Consider the following 16,809-nt stretch of genomic DNA (forward strand, 5'->3'; position numbering starts at 1 on the left):
CAGTCTTCAACACGAGGAAGCATCGATGCAAGTTCATGAATCAACAACCGTCGCGACGTTCGCAGATCTGCGAGTGGACGGCGCGCGGCTCTGGGACAGTCTCATGCAACTCGCGCGGATCGGCGCCACCGAGAAAGGCGGTGTGTGCCGGCTCGCACTCACGGAGTTGGACCGCGAGGCACGGGACCTCTTTATCGCGTGGACGAAGGAGATCGGCTGCAGCGTGCGGGTGGACGCGATCGGCAACATCTTCGCGCGCCGCGCGGGTTTGCGTGACGACCTGCCCCCGGTGATGACCGGCAGCCACATCGACACGCAACCTACAGGCGGCAAGTTCGACGGCAATTACGGCGTGCTCGCGGGACTGGAAGTGCTGCGCACGCTGAATGATGCCAATGTGCGGACGCTCGCACCGCTCGAAGTCGCGGTATGGACCAATGAAGAAGGTTCGCGCTTCGTGCCGGTGATGATGGGCTCCGGCGTGTTCGCCGGTGCATTTACTCTGGAGCACGCGCTCGAACAACACGATCGAGAAGGCATCACGGTAAGCGACGCGCTGTCTCAGATCGGCTATGCCGGCGAGATCACTAAACCACATGCGGTAGGCGCCTATTTTGAAGCGCATATCGAACAAGGTCCGGTGCTGGAAGCACACGACAAAACAATCGGCATAGTGCAGGGCGCGCTCGGTCAACGCTGGTATGACGTGACGGTGCACGGCATGGAGGCGCACGCCGGCCCGACGCCGATGGAATTGCGCCGCGACGCGCTGCTCGTCGCGGCCGATCTGATTCACGCCGTCAACCGCATCGCGCTCGACCACGCGCCTCACGGTCGCGGCACAGTCGGCTGGCTCGACGTGCATCCCAACTCACGCAATGTGATTCCAGGCCGCGTGACACTCACCGTCGATCTGCGCGCCGCCGACGACGCCACGCTTACGGCAATGGACAGCGCGTTGCGCGCCGCATGCTCGGTAGCGCGCGAGAAAACCGGTATCACGGTGGACGTCGAACAAGTGGTGTATTTTCCGCCGCAACCGTTTGCCGCCGAATTAGTCGAAGCCGTGAAGCAGGGCGCGGACGCACTCGGATTTTCGTCGATGGACGTGATCAGCGGCGCCGGCCACGACGCCGTCTATCTCGCGCGAGTCGCGCCCGCAGCGATGATCTTCGTGCCCTGCAAAGACGGCATCAGCCACAACGAAATCGAAGACGCGCGCGCGGATCATCTCGAAGCCGGTTGCAACGTGCTGTTGCAGGCCATGCTGAACGCCGCGCAGAAAGCGGGGAGCGCGGACGCATGAAGATCCTCATCGCGCGGATGAATCACGAGACCAACACGTTTTCGCCGGTGGCCACGCCGTTGGCGGCATTCGGCCGTAACGGGCCGAGCTACGGCGAAGACGCGTTCAACGACAACAAAGGCATGCAAACGGCGATGGGCGCGTTCATCGACGCCGCCGAGCGTGAGCATGCCGACATCGTGACGCCCGTGTCGGCGTCGGCGAATCCGAGCGGGCCGGTCGAGGCCGCCGCTTACGAAGCGATCTGCGAGGCGATCGTGTCGGCCGCCGTGGGTTGCGACGCCGTTATGCTCGATCTACACGGCGCGATGGTCGCCGAGAATTCGAACGACGGCGAAGGCGACTTGCTCGAACGCGTACGCGCGTTGCTGCCGGATGCGCCGATCGCCGTCGCGCTCGACTTGCACGGCAACGTCACGCAAAAGATGATCGACAACGCCGACGTGATCGTCAGCTTCAAGACCTATCCGCATGTCGATATGTACGAGACCGGTGCACACGCGGCGCGTCTGATGTTCGACCTGATTCACGGCAAGGCGAAGCCTGTGATCGCGTGGCGTCAGCCGCCGCTGCTCACGCATACGCTGCGCAGCGCGACGGCCGAAGGCGCGATGAAGCGCGCGGTCGACGCCGCGCGTGCCGCCGAGGCCGACGGCATGCTCGCGGTATCGGTGCTGTCTGGCTTCTCGCTTGCCGATATCGAGGCGCCCTGCATCAGCGTCGTCGTGGTGGGCAACGGCGAGCGCGCTCGCGCCGAAGCGGTCGCGGAGCGCATCGCGCGGCAGATCTGGAACGAGCGCGAAGACTTCGTCTATCGCAGCGCGCCGCTCGCCGAATCCGTCGCGCAAGCCGCCGCGCTCGCAGCGGACGCCGACAAGCCCGTGCTGCTGCTCGATCACGGCGACAACTGCATGTCGGGCGGCACATGCGACACGATGGATCTGCTCGAGGAAGCGTTGAAGCAGAAGCTCGACGGCATCGTGAGTGGACCATTATGCGATCCGCAGGCGGTCGCCGCGTTGATGTCGGCGGGCGTGGGCAGTACGGTGACCGTGACCATCGGCAACAAGGTCACGAGCGACGCGCTCACGCCGCGTCCGCCGCTCGCCGTGACCGGCGTGGTGCGCGCGCTGACAGACGGCGAGTACGTGATCAGCGGCCCGACCTACACCGGGCAGCGCGCTTTCATGGGCCGCGCCGCGGTCCTCGACACGGGCACCGTCAAGCTCGTGATGACCGAGCGCACGCACGAACCGTGGGACCTCGGCGTGTTCGAGAGTGTCGGCATCGATCCGCGTCGCGCGCGTTTCCTGTTGCTGAAGTCGCGCATGTACTGCCGGCCGGTGTTCGTGCCGATTGCGGCGGCGCTGGTCGAATGCGATAGCCGCGGCGTGACGAGTTCGGATTACGGCCTGTTCGCTTTCAAGCAGGTGAGGCGGCCGGTTTATCCGCTGGATACGCAAACCGAGTGGGCATCGACGAGTTGATCGACAGAAGTGCCGTCAGGGGCTTGTGCTGAGCGTGCGGGTTCTCTATAATTCGCGCCTCTAAAGGCTCGTAGCTCAGTTGGTTAGAGCACCACCTTGACATGGTGGGGGTCGTTGGTTCGAATCCAATCGAGCCTACCAACGCATCCGTGACGTAGACGAAAGCGGCTTCGCTTTCGTCTACTGTCAGGTTCTCGTATCACCTCGGCGCATTGTTCAGCGTGCCGCTCTGTCCCGCCGGTTTCTCCTCTCCGAATTACCTTGAGTTAGACGTAGCACCACTCGTGCGCGCGCCAGATCACGTGGATCCCGCCGCGCATGCGGTAGCGCTGTGGCTGGCTGCGATTCGCGAGGCGCCGGCGGCGTAGGCGAGTCGCAGCGCGCGGTCACGGACGCAGCAGATCGAACCCTGCCAGCGTCACTACGCCGCTCACCACGATCAGCGCCACCGAATGCTGTCCGAAGTAGAGCAGGCCGGCCGCCGACCAGCACGTCAAGGCAAATGCCGCAATACGTTTCATGGTTTAGAACCCCAAAGCTATCGCCAACAATCCGCTGATCACGCCGCATACCACGACGGCCAGCGCCACGACCGTCAGCACGCGGCGCGGAAACGAACGTCCAAGCATCGCCATGGACGGCACGCTGATCAGCGGCAACGTCATCAGCAAGGCGCCAGCCGGGCCGGCCGCCATGCCGAACGAGAGCATGGCCTGGATGATCGGCACTTCGCCCGCGGTCGGAATCACGAACAGCGTGCCGGCTATGGCCAGCGCAATGATCCAGAGCAGGCTGTTGTCGATGTCCGGTCCGACATGCGGAAACAGCCACGTGCGCGCCGCGCCGAGAATCAGCACCAGCACGACGTATTCGGGAACGAGCCGCAGCGTCATCGTGCCGAGGATTTTCACCCAGCGTGCGAAGGCGGTGCCGGGCACATCGACGGCGACCAGCTGCGCCATCGCTTCGCGCGACGCTTCGGCTTCCTTCGGCGTCACCATGCGGTTCACGAGGTATCCGAGGCCGAACACCATCACGATGCCCAAGGCGAGGCGCAGGCCCATCCACTGCCAGCCGAGCACAAAGCCCATGAAGATCAGCGTAGCCGGATTCAAGGCGGTATTGCCGAGCCAGAACGCGATCGCCGCGCCCGGCGCCGCCTGACGCGCACGCAAGCCCGCCACTACCGGCGCGGCGCAGCATGTACACATCATGCCCGGCAACGACATCAGGCCGCCCTTCACGACGCTGCTGAAATCGGTCCGGCCGAGCGCGCGCGCGACCCATTGCGGCGGAATCAGCGCCTGTACCGCCGAACCGAGCAGCAGCCCGAGCACCATGGCCTGCCAGATTGCTTTGCCGTAGGCGAGGGCGTAGTCAAGGGCAGATTGCCACGACGCCGCCGGCGCGCTCGCCGATGTGCCCATCAGAATCGACTTGCCGATCGAGTGCTGGCTCGCCGCCACGAACGCCCGGTTGTAGTATGGAAACCACTTCACGTAAAAGAGGCCGACCACGGCGATCAGCAGAAAGACGATCCAGCCTAGCGCGACTCGTGGTTGTCGAAGGGTTGATTGCATAGGGGTCTTGAACGTTGGGTTTAATCAGGTGACAGCGAGTGCGCTGCTGTCGAGCTTTGCAAGCAGTGCTTTTGCCTGATCGATGACATCGGCGTCGTTAGGCCGGAAATTCCATTGCAATGCGCGCGCCAACTGGACGAAATGCTGATGGCTGCTGCGCGCGTACGCCGGATCGTAGTGACGCCCGATCAACTCGCGCGCGAGTTCGGCGCGCCGGTTGTCGTCGACGAGTTGCTGCCAACCCGTGACACGTTCCCGGCTATGTAAACCGATCATTCGTTGCAACTGTCCCTTGAGTGACTCGGGATCGTCGAACAGATGGGCATAGTCGTGCAGCAGAAAGGCCGCGCGATCTTCGGGGCTCGAGATCACCTCGACGCAGCGGCTCTGATGAACCGTGTCGAGCAGGGCAAGCGGCAGCGCGATAGAACCGATGCGCCGGCTTTCCGCTTCCACGAACACCGGCCGTGCCGGGTCGAACGTGCGCAGCGCGCTCACGAGCAGCGTATCGAAACGCTTCTGCGACGGCTGCGGCACGCCGGCCCAGGCGCCGAGCAACGAGCCGCGATGCGCCGCCAGCGCTTCGAGATCCAGCGTCTGCGCGCCCGCGGTGTTCAGGGCCGCAAGCAGGCGCGTCTTGCCGCTGCCCGTCGGGCCAACCAGCGCGACGTAGGAGAATGTCTTCGGCAACGTGGTGAGCGTGTCGAGCGTGGCGCGCCGATAGGCTTTGTAGCCGCCTTCGAGTTGGCGTGCCTGCCAGCCGATCATATTGAACAGCGTGGTCACCGAGCCCGAGCGCTTGCCGCCGCGCCAGCAATAGACCAGCGGCCGCCAGTTGCGCGGCCGGTCGGCGAACGTGGTCTCGAGATGGTGCGCGATATTGCGCGCGACCAGCGCCGCGCCGATCCGCGTCGCTTCGAACGGCGATACCTGCTTGTAAGTCGTGCCGACCAGCACGCGCTCTTCGTTGCTCAGCACAGGCGCGTTGAGCGCACCCGGAATATGGTCTTCCGCAAACTCGAGAGGCGTGCGCACATCGATGATTTCGTCGAAATCACCGGCTTGTTCGAGGCTGACGAGTAGGTTTTTCAAGGCGTTGGGGCACAAAGGGTCGCTGCGGCGGGATGCAATTATCGCACGCGTCGTCCATACGGCCGCGTCGTTCCGCCTGCCGCTCGCGGCTCAGATAACCTCGACGCGTCCTTCTCCGTTGACCATTTCGCCGATCACGCATGCTTCGCGGAACCCGTCGGCGCTGAACAGGGCGAGCACTTCGTCGACGGCTTGCGGCGCGCACGAGACCAGCAGGCCGCCCGAGGTTTGCGGATCGGTGAGCAGCGTGCGCGCGGTCGCGGAAAATGAGGATCGCAAATCGATGTTTTTCCCGTATGCGTCCCAGTTGCGCCCCGAAGCGCCCGTAAAAATGCCTGCTTCCGCAAGGCTCACCACGTCCGGCAACCACGGCAGGTCCGCGTAGCGCAAGCGAGCGGTGAGGTTTGAGCCGCGCGCCAATTCCAATGTGTGGCCGAGCAGCCCGAAACCGGTGATATCCGTGAGCGCGTGCACGCCGTCGAGTTTGGACAGGTCCGCGCCCGGCCGGTTGAGCTTGGTCGTCGCGCCGATCATGGCGGCGTAGCCGGCGGCGTCGAGGCGGTCCTTCTTCAGGGCTGCCGAGAGAATACCCACGCCCAGCGGCTTGCCGAGGATCAGCACATCGCCGGCTTGCGCGCCCGCGTTGCGTTTGACGCGCCTGGGGTCGACCACGCCGATGGCGACGAGGCCGTAGATCGGCTCGACCGAATCGATCGAATGGCCGCCGGCGAGCGGGATGCCGGCTTCCGCGCATACCGATTCGCCGCCCTTCAGCACGGCAGCGATCACGTCGTGCGGCAACACGTTGATCGGCATGCCGACGATGGCCAGCGCCATGATCGGCTTGCCGCCCATGGCATAGACGTCGGACAGCGCATTGGTCGCGGCGATGCGGCCGAAGTCGAACGGATCGTCGACGATCGGCATGAAGAAATCGGTAGTCGCGACGATCGCCTGTTCGTCGTTGAGTTTGTAGACGGCGGCGTCGTCGGCTGTGTCGTTGCCGACCAGCAGGTCGGGAAAGAACGGCAGCGGCGCGCTGCGCTTGAGCAGATCGGCGAGCAGGCCTGGCGCGATCTTGCAGCCGCAGCCGCCGCCGTGCGACAGACTGGTGAGACGGGGCGACGCGCTTGCGTGGCTGGGAGTATGGGTCATTGTGGCAGGCATTTCAGACGACGAATGACCGACATTATGATGGTTGTTCGGGCAACGCGCAGGGACGGCGGTCGTCGAAGCGATCCGGCCAGAGCGCGAAACACGTCGTCGATTCTTCTGAAGGTACCTATAAACGCGCGGCATACCCGTGACGCGCCCGCCGCCGGAGAGCGGGCGACCAAGATGCGGCAATCTCACACGTTATTTGTTGCTGCCTGCGCCGGTGCCGTAGAGCCCGTTATCGAAGCCGCCCGCGCCTTGGGGCTTGTGACCCGGGCCGCCCGTCTTGCCGCGCGTGTTCGCCGAGCCGCCATCTTTCGTCTGTGGCTTATGCGATTCATGAACTGCCGAGGCGGACGAATCCGGCGCCGACCCCATCGAAGAAGTGCGGCTCTCCTGCTGCGACGAGCCGCTGCCTTGCGAGATCTGGGCAACGCCGTGCGAACTTAGAACGAGCATCGCACCACCGAGCGCAAGCGACACAAGGCCAGCCGACGCGCGCCATTTCACTGCGCCGTAAATAGTGCGTGCGGGAGAAGATGTGAAAAGCGGAGCGGTCATATATGTGCCAAAGGTCAGGAGTAAGCGTCGAGGCGTCTGCCTCCTGTCAGCAATAACGGTGCCTCGGCTGTTGAAACCGGCTGTGGCAATTCATATTCAGTTGCACTGTAGATGGCGTAACTCCTCGCTGCAGGATTTCATACCGCTCTCTATAATCAATATTGGTGTCCCCATAAAGAGCCGAGGCCATTCGATGACCCATATGTCCCGGCGACAATTTCTGAAGGTCTCCGCCACCACGCTAGCCGGATCGAGCCTTGCCCTTATGGGCTTCTCACCCGCGCCCGCGTTAGCGGAGGTTCGTCAGTACAAGTTGTCGCGCACAACCGAAACCCGCAATACCTGCCCGTACTGTTCGGTAGGCTGCGGCATCCTGATGTACGGACTCGGCGACAACGCCAAGAACGCAAAGTCCAGCATCATCCATATCGAGGGCGATCCCGATCATCCGGTCAATCGCGGCACGTTGTGCCCGAAAGGCGCGAGCCTGATCGACTTCATTCATAGCGAAAGCCGTCTGAAGTATCCGGAGTATCGCGCGCCCGGCTCGAATGAATGGAAGCGCATTTCATGGGAAGACGCGCTCGACCGCATTGCGAAATTGATGAAGGAAGATCGCGATGCCAACTTTGTCGAGACAACGGCGGACGGCAAGAAGGTCAACCGCTGGCTGACCACCGGCGTGCTCGCGGCATCGGCCGGCAGCAATGAAGTAGGTTATTTGACGCACAAGACTGTCCGCAGTCTTGGCATGCTCGCATTCGACAATCAGGCGCGTGTCTGACATGGCCCGACGGTGGCAGGTCTTGCCCCGACGTTTGGCCGTGGAGCGATGACGAACCATTGGGTCGACATCAAGAACGCGGACGTGATTCTGGTGATGGGCGGCAATGCGGCCGAGGCGCACCCGTGCGGTTTCAAATGGGTCACTGAAGCCAAGGCGCATCGCAAGGCGAGGTTGATCGTGGTCGATCCGCGCTTTACGCGCACGGCGTCGGTTGCGGACTATTACGCGCAGATTCGGACCGGCTCGGACATCGTGTTCCTCGGCGGGGTGATCAACTATCTGCTCACCAACGACAAGATCCAGCACGAGTATGTAAAGAACTACACGGACATGCCGTTTATTGTCCGTGAGGATTTCTCGTTTACCGACGGTCTCTATTCCGGCTACGACGCCGACAAGCGCAAGTACGACCAGAGTTCATGGGACTACGAACGCGGCGACGACGGCTTTGCCAAAGTCGATCCGACCTTGCAGCACCCGCGCTGCGTCTATCAGTTGATGAAGAAGCACTACTCGCGCTACACGCCCGAACAGGTCGAAAGCACGTGCGGCACACCTAAGGAAAAATTCCTCAAGGTGTGCGAGATGCTCGCATCGACGGCTGTTCCAGGGCGCGCCGGCACGGTCCTGTACGCGCTCGGCTGGACGCATCACTCGATCGGCGCGCAGATCATCCGCACGGGCGCGATGGTGCAGTTGCTGCTGGGCAATATCGGCATTGCGGGCGGCGGCATGAATGCGCTGCGCGGTCACTCGAACATTCAGGGGTTGACGGACCTCGGTCTGATGTCGAACCTGTTGCCGGGTTACATGACGCTGCCGCTGGAAGCCGAGCAGGACTTCGACGCCTACATCGCGAAACGCGCGAGCCAGCCGCTGCGGCCGAATCAGTTGAGCTACTGGCGCAACTATCGCGCGTTCCATGTCAGTTTCATGAAGTCATGGTGGGGCGACAACGCGACAGCCGAGAACAACTTCGGTTTCGACTATCTGCCCAAGCTCGATAAGTCGTACGACATGCTGCAGGTCTTCGAGCTGATGAATCAAGGCAAGATGAACGGCTACATCGCGCAAGGCTTCAACCCGCTTGCCGCGGCGCCGAACAAGGCGAAGATCGGCGCGGGTCTCGCCAAACTGAAGTGGCTCGTCGTCATGGATCCGCTCGCTACGGAAACGTCGGAGTTCTGGAAGAATTTCGGCGAGTTCAACGACGTGGATCCTACTGCGATCCAGACCGAAGTGTTCCGTTTGCCGACCACCTGTTTCGCGGAAGAACGCGGCTCGTTGGTCAGTTCCAGCCGTGTGCTGCAGTGGCACTGGCAGGGCGCGGTCGGCCCCGGGGAATCCAAGAGCGACCTCGAGATCATGTCGGGGCTATGGCTGCGCATTCGCGAGGCTTACCGGAAGGACGGCGGCAAGTATCCCGATCCGATTCTCAAGATGAGCTGGCCGTATGCCGACCCGGAAAGCCCGACGCCCGAAGAACTCGCCATGGAGTTCAACGGCAAGGCGCTCACCGACGTCACCGACACGACCGACAAAACCAAGGTGCTCGCCAAACAGGGCGAGCAGTTGTCGAGCTTTGCGCAGTTGCGCGACGACGGCAGCACCGCGAGCGGCTGCTGGATCTTCTGCGGCGCATGGACCCAGGCGGGCAACCAGATGGGCCGCCGCGACAACTCCGACCCGACCGGTATCGGCAATACGCTGAACTGGGCGTGGGCCTGGCCGGCGAACCGGCGGATTCTGTACAACCGTGCTTCGTGCGACGTCAGCGGCAAGCCGTTCGATCCGACTCGCAAGCTGATTGCATGGAACGGCAAGGCGTGGACAGGAGCGGACATTGCCGATTTCAAGGCCGACGAACCGCCCGAAAACGGCATGAATCCGTTCATCATGAACGCGGAAGGCGTCGCGCGTTTCTTCTCGCGCGATGGTCTGGTGGAAGGGCCGTTCCCGGAGCACTACGAACCGTTTGAAACGCCGCTTGGCTACAACCCCCTGCATCCGAACAACAAGGCGGCCGTCAACAGTCCGGCGGCACGCGTGTTCCCCGCTGATCACGCCGCGTTCGGCACGCACGAAAACTTCCCGCATACGGCGACCACGTATCGTTTGACGGAACATTTCCACTACTGGACCAAGCACGCGCATCTGAACGCGATCGTGCAGCCGCAGCAGTTCGTGGAGATCGGCGAGGATCTGGCGAAAGAAGTGGGCGTGGTGGCCGGCGATCGCATCAAGGTATCGTCCAATCGCGGGCATATCATCGCCGTGGCTCTCGTCACCAAACGGATCAAACCGCTGATGATCGAAGGGAAGAAAGTCCAGACAGTCGGATTGCCGTTGCATTGGGGCTTTAAGGGACTCGCGAAGCCGGGCTATCTCGTCAACACGCTGACGCCTTCCGTGGGCGATGGGAATTCGCAAACACCGGAATTCAAATCGTTTCTCGTCAAGGTCGAAAAGGCATAGGGAGAAGAGATGGCACTGCAATCACTGGACATCAGACGCCTCTCGGCCACGACCTTGCCTGAACCACAAGTGCGTGTGCCGGTTACGGGCACGGTCGCCAAGCTCATCGACGTGTCGAAGTGCATTGGCTGCAAGGCGTGTCAGACCGCCTGCATGGAATGGAACGATCTGCGCGATGAAATCGGCACGACAACCGGCATCTACGACAACCCGCGCGATCTGAGCGAGCATTCGTGGACCGTCATGCGGTTCTCGGAGTACGAGAACACCGAGGGCGATCTCGAGTGGCTGATCCGCAAGGACGGCTGCATGCATTGCGAGGATCCGGGTTGCCTGAAGGCTTGTCCTTCGCCGGGCGCGATCGTGCAGTACACCAACGGCATTGTGGATTTCCACGAGGAGAACTGCATTGGCTGCGGCTATTGCATCACCGGTTGCCCGTTCAACATACCGCGCATTTCGAAGCAGGACAACCGCGCGTACAAGTGCACGCTGTGTTCAGACCGCGTGGCGGTCGGCCAGGAACCGGCTTGCGTGAAGACCTGCCCGACCGGCGCGATCATGTTCGGCACCAAGGAGGACATGAAGCAGCAGGCCTCGGACCGGATTGAAGATCTGAAGGAGCGTGGCTTCCAGAATGCCGGTTTGTACGATCCTGCCGGCGTGGGCGGCACGCATGTGATGTACGTGCTGCATCATGCCGATAAGCCCACTCTGTATCACGGGTTGCCGCAGAATCCGAAGATCAGCGTGATGGTGGCGCTGTGGAAAGGTTTGGCAAAGCCGCTGGCGCTTGCAGGTATCGCGTTCGCGGCCGTAGCCGGGTTCTTCCACTACACGCGCGTGGGGCCGAACGAGGTGTCGGAAGCCGATGAAGCCGAAGCCCAGCACGAAGCCGATGAAGTACGCCGTTCGCGGGAGGCGCCCAATGAAGCACCCTGAGCATACTGATCTGAAGGACGTGAGAGGCAACAGCCTGATCGTGCGCTACACGCCGAATGAGCGCACGAATCACTGGATCACTGCGATCACGTTCGTTCTTTTGGCGCTGTCCGGTCTTGCCATGTTTCATCCCGCCATGTCATGGCTCTACGCGATCTTCGGCGGCGGGCAATGGACACGGATTCTGCATCCGTTCGTCGGCTGCGTGATGTTCCTGTCGTTTCTGATTCTTGCGTTGCGCTTCTGGCATCACAATTATCTCGACAAAGCCGACCTTCAGTGGATGAGGCAGATCGACGACGTGCTCAACAATCGTGAGGAGAAACTCCCCGCGATCGGTAAGTACAACGCCGGTCAAAAGCTGCTGTTTTTCACCATGGTGATCTGTCTGCTGCTGTTGCTGGCGAGCGGTATCGTGATCTGGCGGCGCTATTTCTCGTTCTATTTTCCAATCGAGATCATCCGCCTTGCGGCGCTCGTGCATGCCGCGGCGGCGTTCGTGCTGATCGTCGGGATCGTCGTGCATATTTATGCGGCGTTGTGGATCAAGGGGTCGATAGGCGCCATGACGCGCGGCACAGTGACCTACGGCTGGGCGCGAAAGCATCATCCGAACTGGTTCAAGGAAGTCATCCGTAAATAGCGGGCCATGCATAGTCAGTAGAGGCAGTGCGGCTGCCGGCGCGCTGCACCCGAGCCGCCGCTCCCGTTCAATGAACGGCGGCGGCTCTTCAGTTTTTAGAGGTCGATACCGTGGTTCAACGTATTCTCGAAGCCGGCGATATCGAATCGCTCGATCATTCGGCGATTCCGCGCCTTCGCATGCCGGAACGGCTCGCGGTGTTTGCCGCGCGCGCCGCGCGGCTGCGCCAACTGGCGGCGCTCGACAATCCGATCGCCGGCTATTTGCGCCTGATGGCCGTGCTCGCCGACGCGCAGCAAGCCGTGATCGCCAGTTTCAAGGCAGCGCCGCCGAGCGCCGAGTTGATCGCGAGTGCGCAGCAGCATTCCATGCCGCTGATTCCCGCGTTTTCCGGCGTGCGTGATCCGGCGTGGCGCGACGTGCTGCACCGGTTGCTCGACAAGGTGGCAGCCGCGGGCCCGCTCACGCCGCCCCTCGAAGCGCTGATCGACCGCCTGCGCACGCTCGACACCGCCGCGCTCGAATTCCAGGCCGATGCGATTTTCGGGCAGCGCTTCGAAGAAATCGATCCGGCGAGCGCACCGTTCATCGTGGCCGCGCTGCAAGTGGTGTGGACCGACCTCGCCGCCGATATCGACAAGCACGAGGTGCCGTACATCGAGACGCTCGGCCTGTGTCCCGTGTGCGGATCGCATCCGGTGGCGAGTATCGTGCGCGTGGGCGGTGCGCATGACAATTACCGCTACCTCCAATGCGGCCTGTGCTCGACCGAGTGGCACATGGTGCGCACGAAGTGCTCGAACTGCGATTCGACCAAGGGCATCGCTTATCACACAGTCGGCTCGCCGGACGCTGGCGAAGCCGCGCGCGAAGCCGAATCGAAGAACGCCGCGTTGAAAGCGGAGTCGTGCGACGAATGCCATACTTACCGGAAGATCGGCATTCAGTCGAAGGACTACGATTTCGAACCGTTCGCGGATGATCTCGCCAGTCTCACGCTGGATTTGCTGATGGGGGCGGAAGGTTACCGGCGGGCGTCGCCGCATCCGTGGCTGTGGCCCGAACAGGGCGTCAACGCGGATGAGTCTTCCGGCGAGTCCGACTAGCAGCGAATGAATGCGACTAGAAAAGGGATTGGCTCGTGAGCGATGTAAGCGGCTCTGAATTGCGGGCGCTGATGGCGCGCGTGCCGTCGGTGGAAAAGGTGATGGCGTCGGCCGAATTCGCGGCGTTGATTGTCGAATACGGCCGCACGCAGGTGTTGGGCGCGGTGCGCGAGTCGCTCGATCGCTGGCGCGCGGGCGCGCAGTCGGGCGATGCGTCCGTGAGCGCGCTCGACGTCGCGCAACTGAAGAGTTCTGTCGAAGCTGCACTGCGCCGGCGCAACGAGTCGCGCTTGCGCAGCGTCTTCAATCTGACGGGCACGGTACTGCATACCAATCTCGGCCGTGCATTGCTGCCCGACGAGGCGGTTCAGGCCGTCATGAAAGCGCTCACGCAACCGGCCAACCTCGAGTTCGATCTTGGCACCGGCAAGCGGGGCGACCGCGACGATTTGATCGATGACCTCATCTGCGAATTGACCGGTGCCGAAGCGGCCACCGTGGTCAACAACAACGCGGCCGCGGTGCTGCTCACGCTGTCGGCGTTGGCGTCGAAGAAAGAAGTCATCGTGTCGCGCGGCGAGCTGGTTGAAATCGGCGGTGCGTTTCGCATTCCCGACATTATGAGCCGCGCGGGCGCGAAACTACGCGAAATCGGCACGACGAACCGCACCCATCTGAAGGACTACGAGGAAGCCATCGGCCCGCAAACCGCGCTGCTGATGAAAGTCCACGCGAGCAACTATGCAATCAGCGGCTTCACCAAAGAGGTCGCTCTGGATGAAATCGCGCCGCTCGCCCACACGCGCGGCCTCGCGGTTGCCGTGGATCTCGGCAGCGGTACGCTGGTCGATCTGAGCCAATGGGGCTTGCCGCGCGAGACGACAGTGCGCGAAACCGTCGAAGCCGGTGCGGATATCGTCACCTTCAGCGGCGACAAGTTGCTCGGCGGTCCGCAAGCCGGTTTGATTGTCGGGCGACGCGATCTGATCGCGAAGATCAAGAAGCATCCGCTCAAACGCGCGTTGCGCGTCGGCAAACTGACGCTCGCGGCGTTGGAGCCTGTTCTGCAGATTTATCGTGCGCCGGAGAGGCTCACGGAGCGGCTCACCACGTTGCGCTTATTGACCCGTGCCGCCGGTGACATCCGGCTCGCCGCGGAGCGCGTGCAGCCCGCGTTGCAGCATGCAGTCGGCGAACGTTATGCGGTGACGGCGGAGCCGATGTTCAGCCAGATTGGCAGCGGCGCGTTGCCGGTCGACGTACTGCCGAGTTACGGACTGGTCGTCAAAACGGTGGACGGTAAGCGCGGTGGCCGTCAATTGCTCGCGCTCGAAAAGATGCTGCGGGAGATGGTGCGGCCCGTGATCGGCCGGATCGCGGACGATGCGTTGCGCCTCGACCTGCGCTGTCTCGAAGCCGCCGATGAAGCGCAACTGGTCGAGCAATTGAAAGGCGTGCGCGCATGATCGTCGGTACGGCGGGGCATATCGACCACGGTAAGACGAGTCTGGTGAAAGCGCTATCGGGCGTCGATACGGATCGGCTCAAGGAAGAAAAGGCGCGCGGCATTTCAATCGAACTGGGCTACGCGTACGTGCCGCTGGAGAACGGCGACGTGCTCGGATTGATCGATGTGCCGGGTCACGAAAAGCTAGTGCATACGATGACCGCGGGTGCGAGCGGCATCGATTTCGCGCTGCTGGTGATCGCCGCCGACGACGGCGTGATGCCGCAAACGCGCGAGCATCTGGCGATTGTCGAACTGCTCGGGATTCGGCAAGGCGCCGTCGCGCTGACCAAGGTGGACCGCGTCGACGCGCAGCGTCTGCGCGAAGTGCATGACGAAGTACGGGCGTTTCTGAGCGGCAGCGTGCTGCAGGACGCGCCCGTGTTCGATACTTGCGCAGTGCAGGCCGACGATCCCGGCGTCGCCGCGTTGAAGGCGCATCTGCACGCGGCGGCCGCGACGTGGCGAATGAAGCGCGACGACGGCCTGTTCCGTCTCGCGGTCGATCGAGTCTTCACGCTCTCGGGCCAAGGCACGATCGTGACCGGCACTGTGGTGTCGGGCCGCGTGACGGTGGGCGATACGCTGCTGCTCGCGCCGAAGAATCAACCCGTGCGTGTGCGCAGCATTCATGCGCAGAATCGTCCGGCGCAGAGCGGACGCGCTGGCGAGCGATGTGCATTGAACCTGGCGGGCATCGAGAAGAGCGCGATCGATCGTGGCGACTGGATCGTCGATCCACGGCTCTCGCAGGCGTCGGAGCGAATCGACGTCATGCTGACGCTGCTCGCCGATGCACCGCAGGCGTTGGAGCACTGGGCGCCGCTGCATGTGCATCTGGGCACGCAGCATCAGGTTGCGCACGTCGCGTTGCTCGACGGCGAAACACTCGGCGCCGGTCAGCATGCCCGCGTTCAACTCGTGTTCGAGCGGCCGGTTTGCGCGCTGCCGGGAGATCGCTTCGTGGTGCGCAACGCGCAGGCCAATCGCACGATTGGCGGCGGCCATGTGCTCGATCCGTTCGCGCCGTCGCGCAAGCGTCGTTCGGCCGAGCGGCTGGCGTGGCTCGACGCGCTTCAGATCATGCTCGACACCGGCACGCTCGACGCCGTCATCGCGAGAGCACCGCATGGCTTGCCGCGCTCGCTGCTGGAACGTTTGACGGGCATGCCGGCAGCCGCGCTCGCATTGCCGGCCGATACGCGGGTCGTGGCACTGCCAGGCGAGGACGCATTGCTAATTGCCGATGCGCTCTGGCAAGCACTCAATGCGCGCTTGACGACTACGCTCGCGCAGTACCACGAACGCTCACCGGACGACCTGGGCCCGGACATCTCGCGCTTGCGGCGCATCGCGGCGCCGCTGGTGGACGACGCGCTGTGGCGCGCGCTTGTCGACGATGCGGCGACGCGTGGCGAGATCGTCAGACGCGGGCCCTGGTTGCATCTGCCGGGCCATACGGTAACGCTCGACGAAGCGGATCGCGCACTCGCGGCGATGCTGCTGCCGGCGGTGAGAGCAGGGCGTTTCGACCCGCCCTGGGTGCGCGATCTGGCCGATGCGAACGGCGTGCCGGAGGAGCGCGTGCGGCAATTGATGCGCAAGCTCGCGCGGCGGGGCGAGCTGTTTCAGGTCGTGCGCGACCTCTTTTATCACCCGGAGATGATTCGGGGACTGGCTTCGATTGCGGCAGACGAGGCGCAAAAGAATGCCGGCACGGTTGCGGCCGCACCGTTTCGCGACGCCACCGGACTGGGCCGCAAACGCGCGATCCAGCTTTTGGAGTTCTTCGACCGGGTTGGATATACTCGCTTCCACCGTGGGCTGCATCTGCTGCGCACGGATACTCGCTGGCTCGATCTGCTCTGAGCATCGGCAACGTGCAGTTCGATCACCGCAGGAAGGCATTCGCGTCCGGTGGCGCGGCTGGGCTTCAAACCCAGTTGAGGGCGTCAGACGCTCTCAGGTCGGTTCGACTCCGGCTGCCTTCCGCCAGGACGTTCCTGAGGCGTTTCTTCGCTTCCTGTAGAGGTAACCATAAAACTTCCGCCTGGAAGTTAATTGGTTTAAAAATCGCCTGCCCAATTTACGTTTTGTTACGCATGACGGTAGCCGCCTGCATACTGGCAGTCGATACGGTCGTTCCCTGCGATGGTGGCCATTGGGAT

General features: G+C 62.9%; 13 protein-coding genes and 2 tRNA genes. 10 read left to right on the forward strand and 5 right to left on the reverse strand.

From position 1 onward, the window contains the following. Positions 1 to 25: 25 nt before the first annotated feature. From B0G71_RS33495 to B0G71_RS33505, 3 genes are all read left to right on the forward strand, one after another. Entirely contained in the window at positions 26 to 1,306 is a 1,281-nt protein-coding gene (locus tag B0G71_RS33495; protein WP_116147281.1) for a Zn-dependent hydrolase, read from the forward strand. Beyond that, positions 1,303 to 2,793: a M81 family metallopeptidase gene (locus tag B0G71_RS33500; protein WP_116147283.1), complete on the forward strand. Its 1,491-nt coding sequence runs from the start codon at positions 1,303 to 1,305 to the stop codon at positions 2,791 to 2,793. Before B0G71_RS33495 ends, B0G71_RS33500 begins: the two co-directional genes overlap by 4 nt. A 64-nt stretch (positions 2,794 to 2,857) precedes the next feature. Then, positions 2,858 to 2,934: transfer RNA gene (locus B0G71_RS33505), tRNA-Val, on the forward strand. Between the two features lie 245 nt (positions 2,935 to 3,179). Here B0G71_RS33505 and B0G71_RS42215 read toward each other — a convergent pair. From B0G71_RS42215 to B0G71_RS33525, 5 genes are all read right to left on the reverse strand, one after another. Then, positions 3,180 to 3,314 carry a hypothetical protein gene (locus B0G71_RS42215; protein WP_012428369.1) on the reverse strand — a complete coding sequence of 45 codons (135 nt, stop codon included), beginning with the start codon at positions 3,312 to 3,314 and terminating at the stop codon, positions 3,180 to 3,182. Positions 3,315 to 3,317: 3 nt separating this feature from the next. Further along, positions 3,318 to 4,373, reverse strand: a complete 1,056-nt coding sequence (locus B0G71_RS33510) for a permease (protein WP_116147285.1) — start codon at positions 4,371 to 4,373, stop codon at positions 3,318 to 3,320. Between the two features lie 24 nt (positions 4,374 to 4,397). Continuing rightward, positions 4,398 to 5,465 carry a tRNA 2-selenouridine(34) synthase MnmH gene (gene mnmH, locus B0G71_RS33515; RefSeq protein WP_116147287.1) on the reverse strand — a complete coding sequence of 356 codons (1,068 nt, stop codon included), beginning with the start codon at positions 5,463 to 5,465 and terminating at the stop codon, positions 4,398 to 4,400. A 90-nt stretch (positions 5,466 to 5,555) separates the two neighbouring features. Continuing rightward, a complete protein-coding gene (selD, locus tag B0G71_RS33520) occupies positions 5,556 to 6,620 on the reverse strand; it encodes a selenide, water dikinase SelD (protein WP_116147289.1) in 1,065 nt (354 codons plus the stop codon). Positions 6,621 to 6,821: 201 nt separating this feature from the next. After that, positions 6,822 to 7,181 (reverse strand): beta-xylosidase, encoded by a 360-nt coding sequence (locus tag B0G71_RS33525; RefSeq protein ID WP_116147291.1) that lies wholly within the window; start codon positions 7,179 to 7,181, stop codon positions 6,822 to 6,824. Between the two features lie 193 nt (positions 7,182 to 7,374). On the opposite strand from B0G71_RS33525, the gene fdnG reads away from it, so the two are divergent. The 7 genes from fdnG (at position 7,375) to B0G71_RS33565 (ending at position 16,636) form a co-directional block, all read left to right on the forward strand. Beyond that, positions 7,375 to 10,443 carry a formate dehydrogenase-N subunit alpha gene (fdnG, locus tag B0G71_RS33535; protein WP_147308733.1) on the forward strand — a complete coding sequence of 1,023 codons (3,069 nt, stop codon included), beginning with the start codon at positions 7,375 to 7,377 and terminating at the stop codon, positions 10,441 to 10,443. A 9-nt stretch (positions 10,444 to 10,452) separates the two neighbouring features. After that, complete coding sequence (gene fdxH / locus B0G71_RS33540; protein ID WP_116147296.1) at positions 10,453 to 11,385, forward strand: formate dehydrogenase subunit beta; 933 nt, start codon at positions 10,453 to 10,455, stop codon at positions 11,383 to 11,385. Beyond that, on the forward strand, positions 11,372 to 12,028 hold the full coding sequence (locus B0G71_RS33545) for a formate dehydrogenase subunit gamma (RefSeq protein WP_116147298.1): 657 nt from the start codon (positions 11,372 to 11,374) through the stop codon (positions 12,026 to 12,028). The genes fdxH and B0G71_RS33545 overlap by 14 nt, the downstream gene beginning before the upstream one ends. A gap of 110 nt (positions 12,029 to 12,138) precedes the next feature. Next, positions 12,139 to 13,134, forward strand: coding sequence for a formate dehydrogenase accessory protein FdhE (gene fdhE, locus B0G71_RS33550; protein ID WP_116147300.1), 996 nt, complete (start codon positions 12,139 to 12,141; stop codon positions 13,132 to 13,134). Between the two features lie 35 nt (positions 13,135 to 13,169). Next, a complete protein-coding gene (selA, locus tag B0G71_RS33555) occupies positions 13,170 to 14,600 on the forward strand; it encodes an L-seryl-tRNA(Sec) selenium transferase (RefSeq protein WP_116147302.1) in 1,431 nt (476 codons plus the stop codon). Then, positions 14,597 to 16,510: a selenocysteine-specific translation elongation factor gene (gene selB, locus B0G71_RS33560; RefSeq protein WP_116147304.1), complete on the forward strand. Its 1,914-nt coding sequence runs from the start codon at positions 14,597 to 14,599 to the stop codon at positions 16,508 to 16,510. The genes selA and selB overlap by 4 nt, the downstream gene beginning before the upstream one ends. A gap of 30 nt (positions 16,511 to 16,540) precedes the next feature. After that, positions 16,541 to 16,636, forward strand: a tRNA-Sec gene (locus tag B0G71_RS33565). Positions 16,637 to 16,809: the final 173 nt, after the last annotated feature.

This window comes from Paraburkholderia sp. BL27I4N3 (assembly GCF_003386115.1).
Classification (GTDB): domain Bacteria; phylum Pseudomonadota; class Gammaproteobacteria; order Burkholderiales; family Burkholderiaceae; genus Paraburkholderia.

Bases quoted from the DNA above. Each gene is read 5' to 3' on its own strand.
- B0G71_RS33500 (WP_116147283.1), top strand. From the start codon at position 1,303: ATGAAGATCCTCATCGCGCGGATGAATCACGAGACCAACACGTTTTCG.
- B0G71_RS33545 (WP_116147298.1), top strand. From the start codon at position 11,372: ATGAAGCACCCTGAGCATACTGATCTGAAGGACGTGAGAGGCAACAGC.
- selD (WP_116147289.1), bottom strand. From the start codon at position 6,620: ATGACCCATACTCCCAGCCACGCAAGCGCGTCGCCCCGTCTCACCAGT.
- B0G71_RS33525 (WP_116147291.1), bottom strand. From the start codon at position 7,181: ATGACCGCTCCGCTTTTCACATCTTCTCCCGCACGCACTATTTACGGC.
- B0G71_RS42215 (WP_012428369.1), bottom strand. From the start codon at position 3,314: ATGAAACGTATTGCGGCATTTGCCTTGACGTGCTGGTCGGCGGCCGGC.
- B0G71_RS33510 (WP_116147285.1), bottom strand. From the start codon at position 4,373: ATGCAATCAACCCTTCGACAACCACGAGTCGCGCTAGGCTGGATCGTC.
- selB (WP_116147304.1), top strand. From the start codon at position 14,597: ATGATCGTCGGTACGGCGGGGCATATCGACCACGGTAAGACGAGTCTG.
- fdxH (WP_116147296.1), top strand. From the start codon at position 10,453: ATGGCACTGCAATCACTGGACATCAGACGCCTCTCGGCCACGACCTTG.
- B0G71_RS33495 (WP_116147281.1), top strand. From the start codon at position 26: ATGCAAGTTCATGAATCAACAACCGTCGCGACGTTCGCAGATCTGCGA.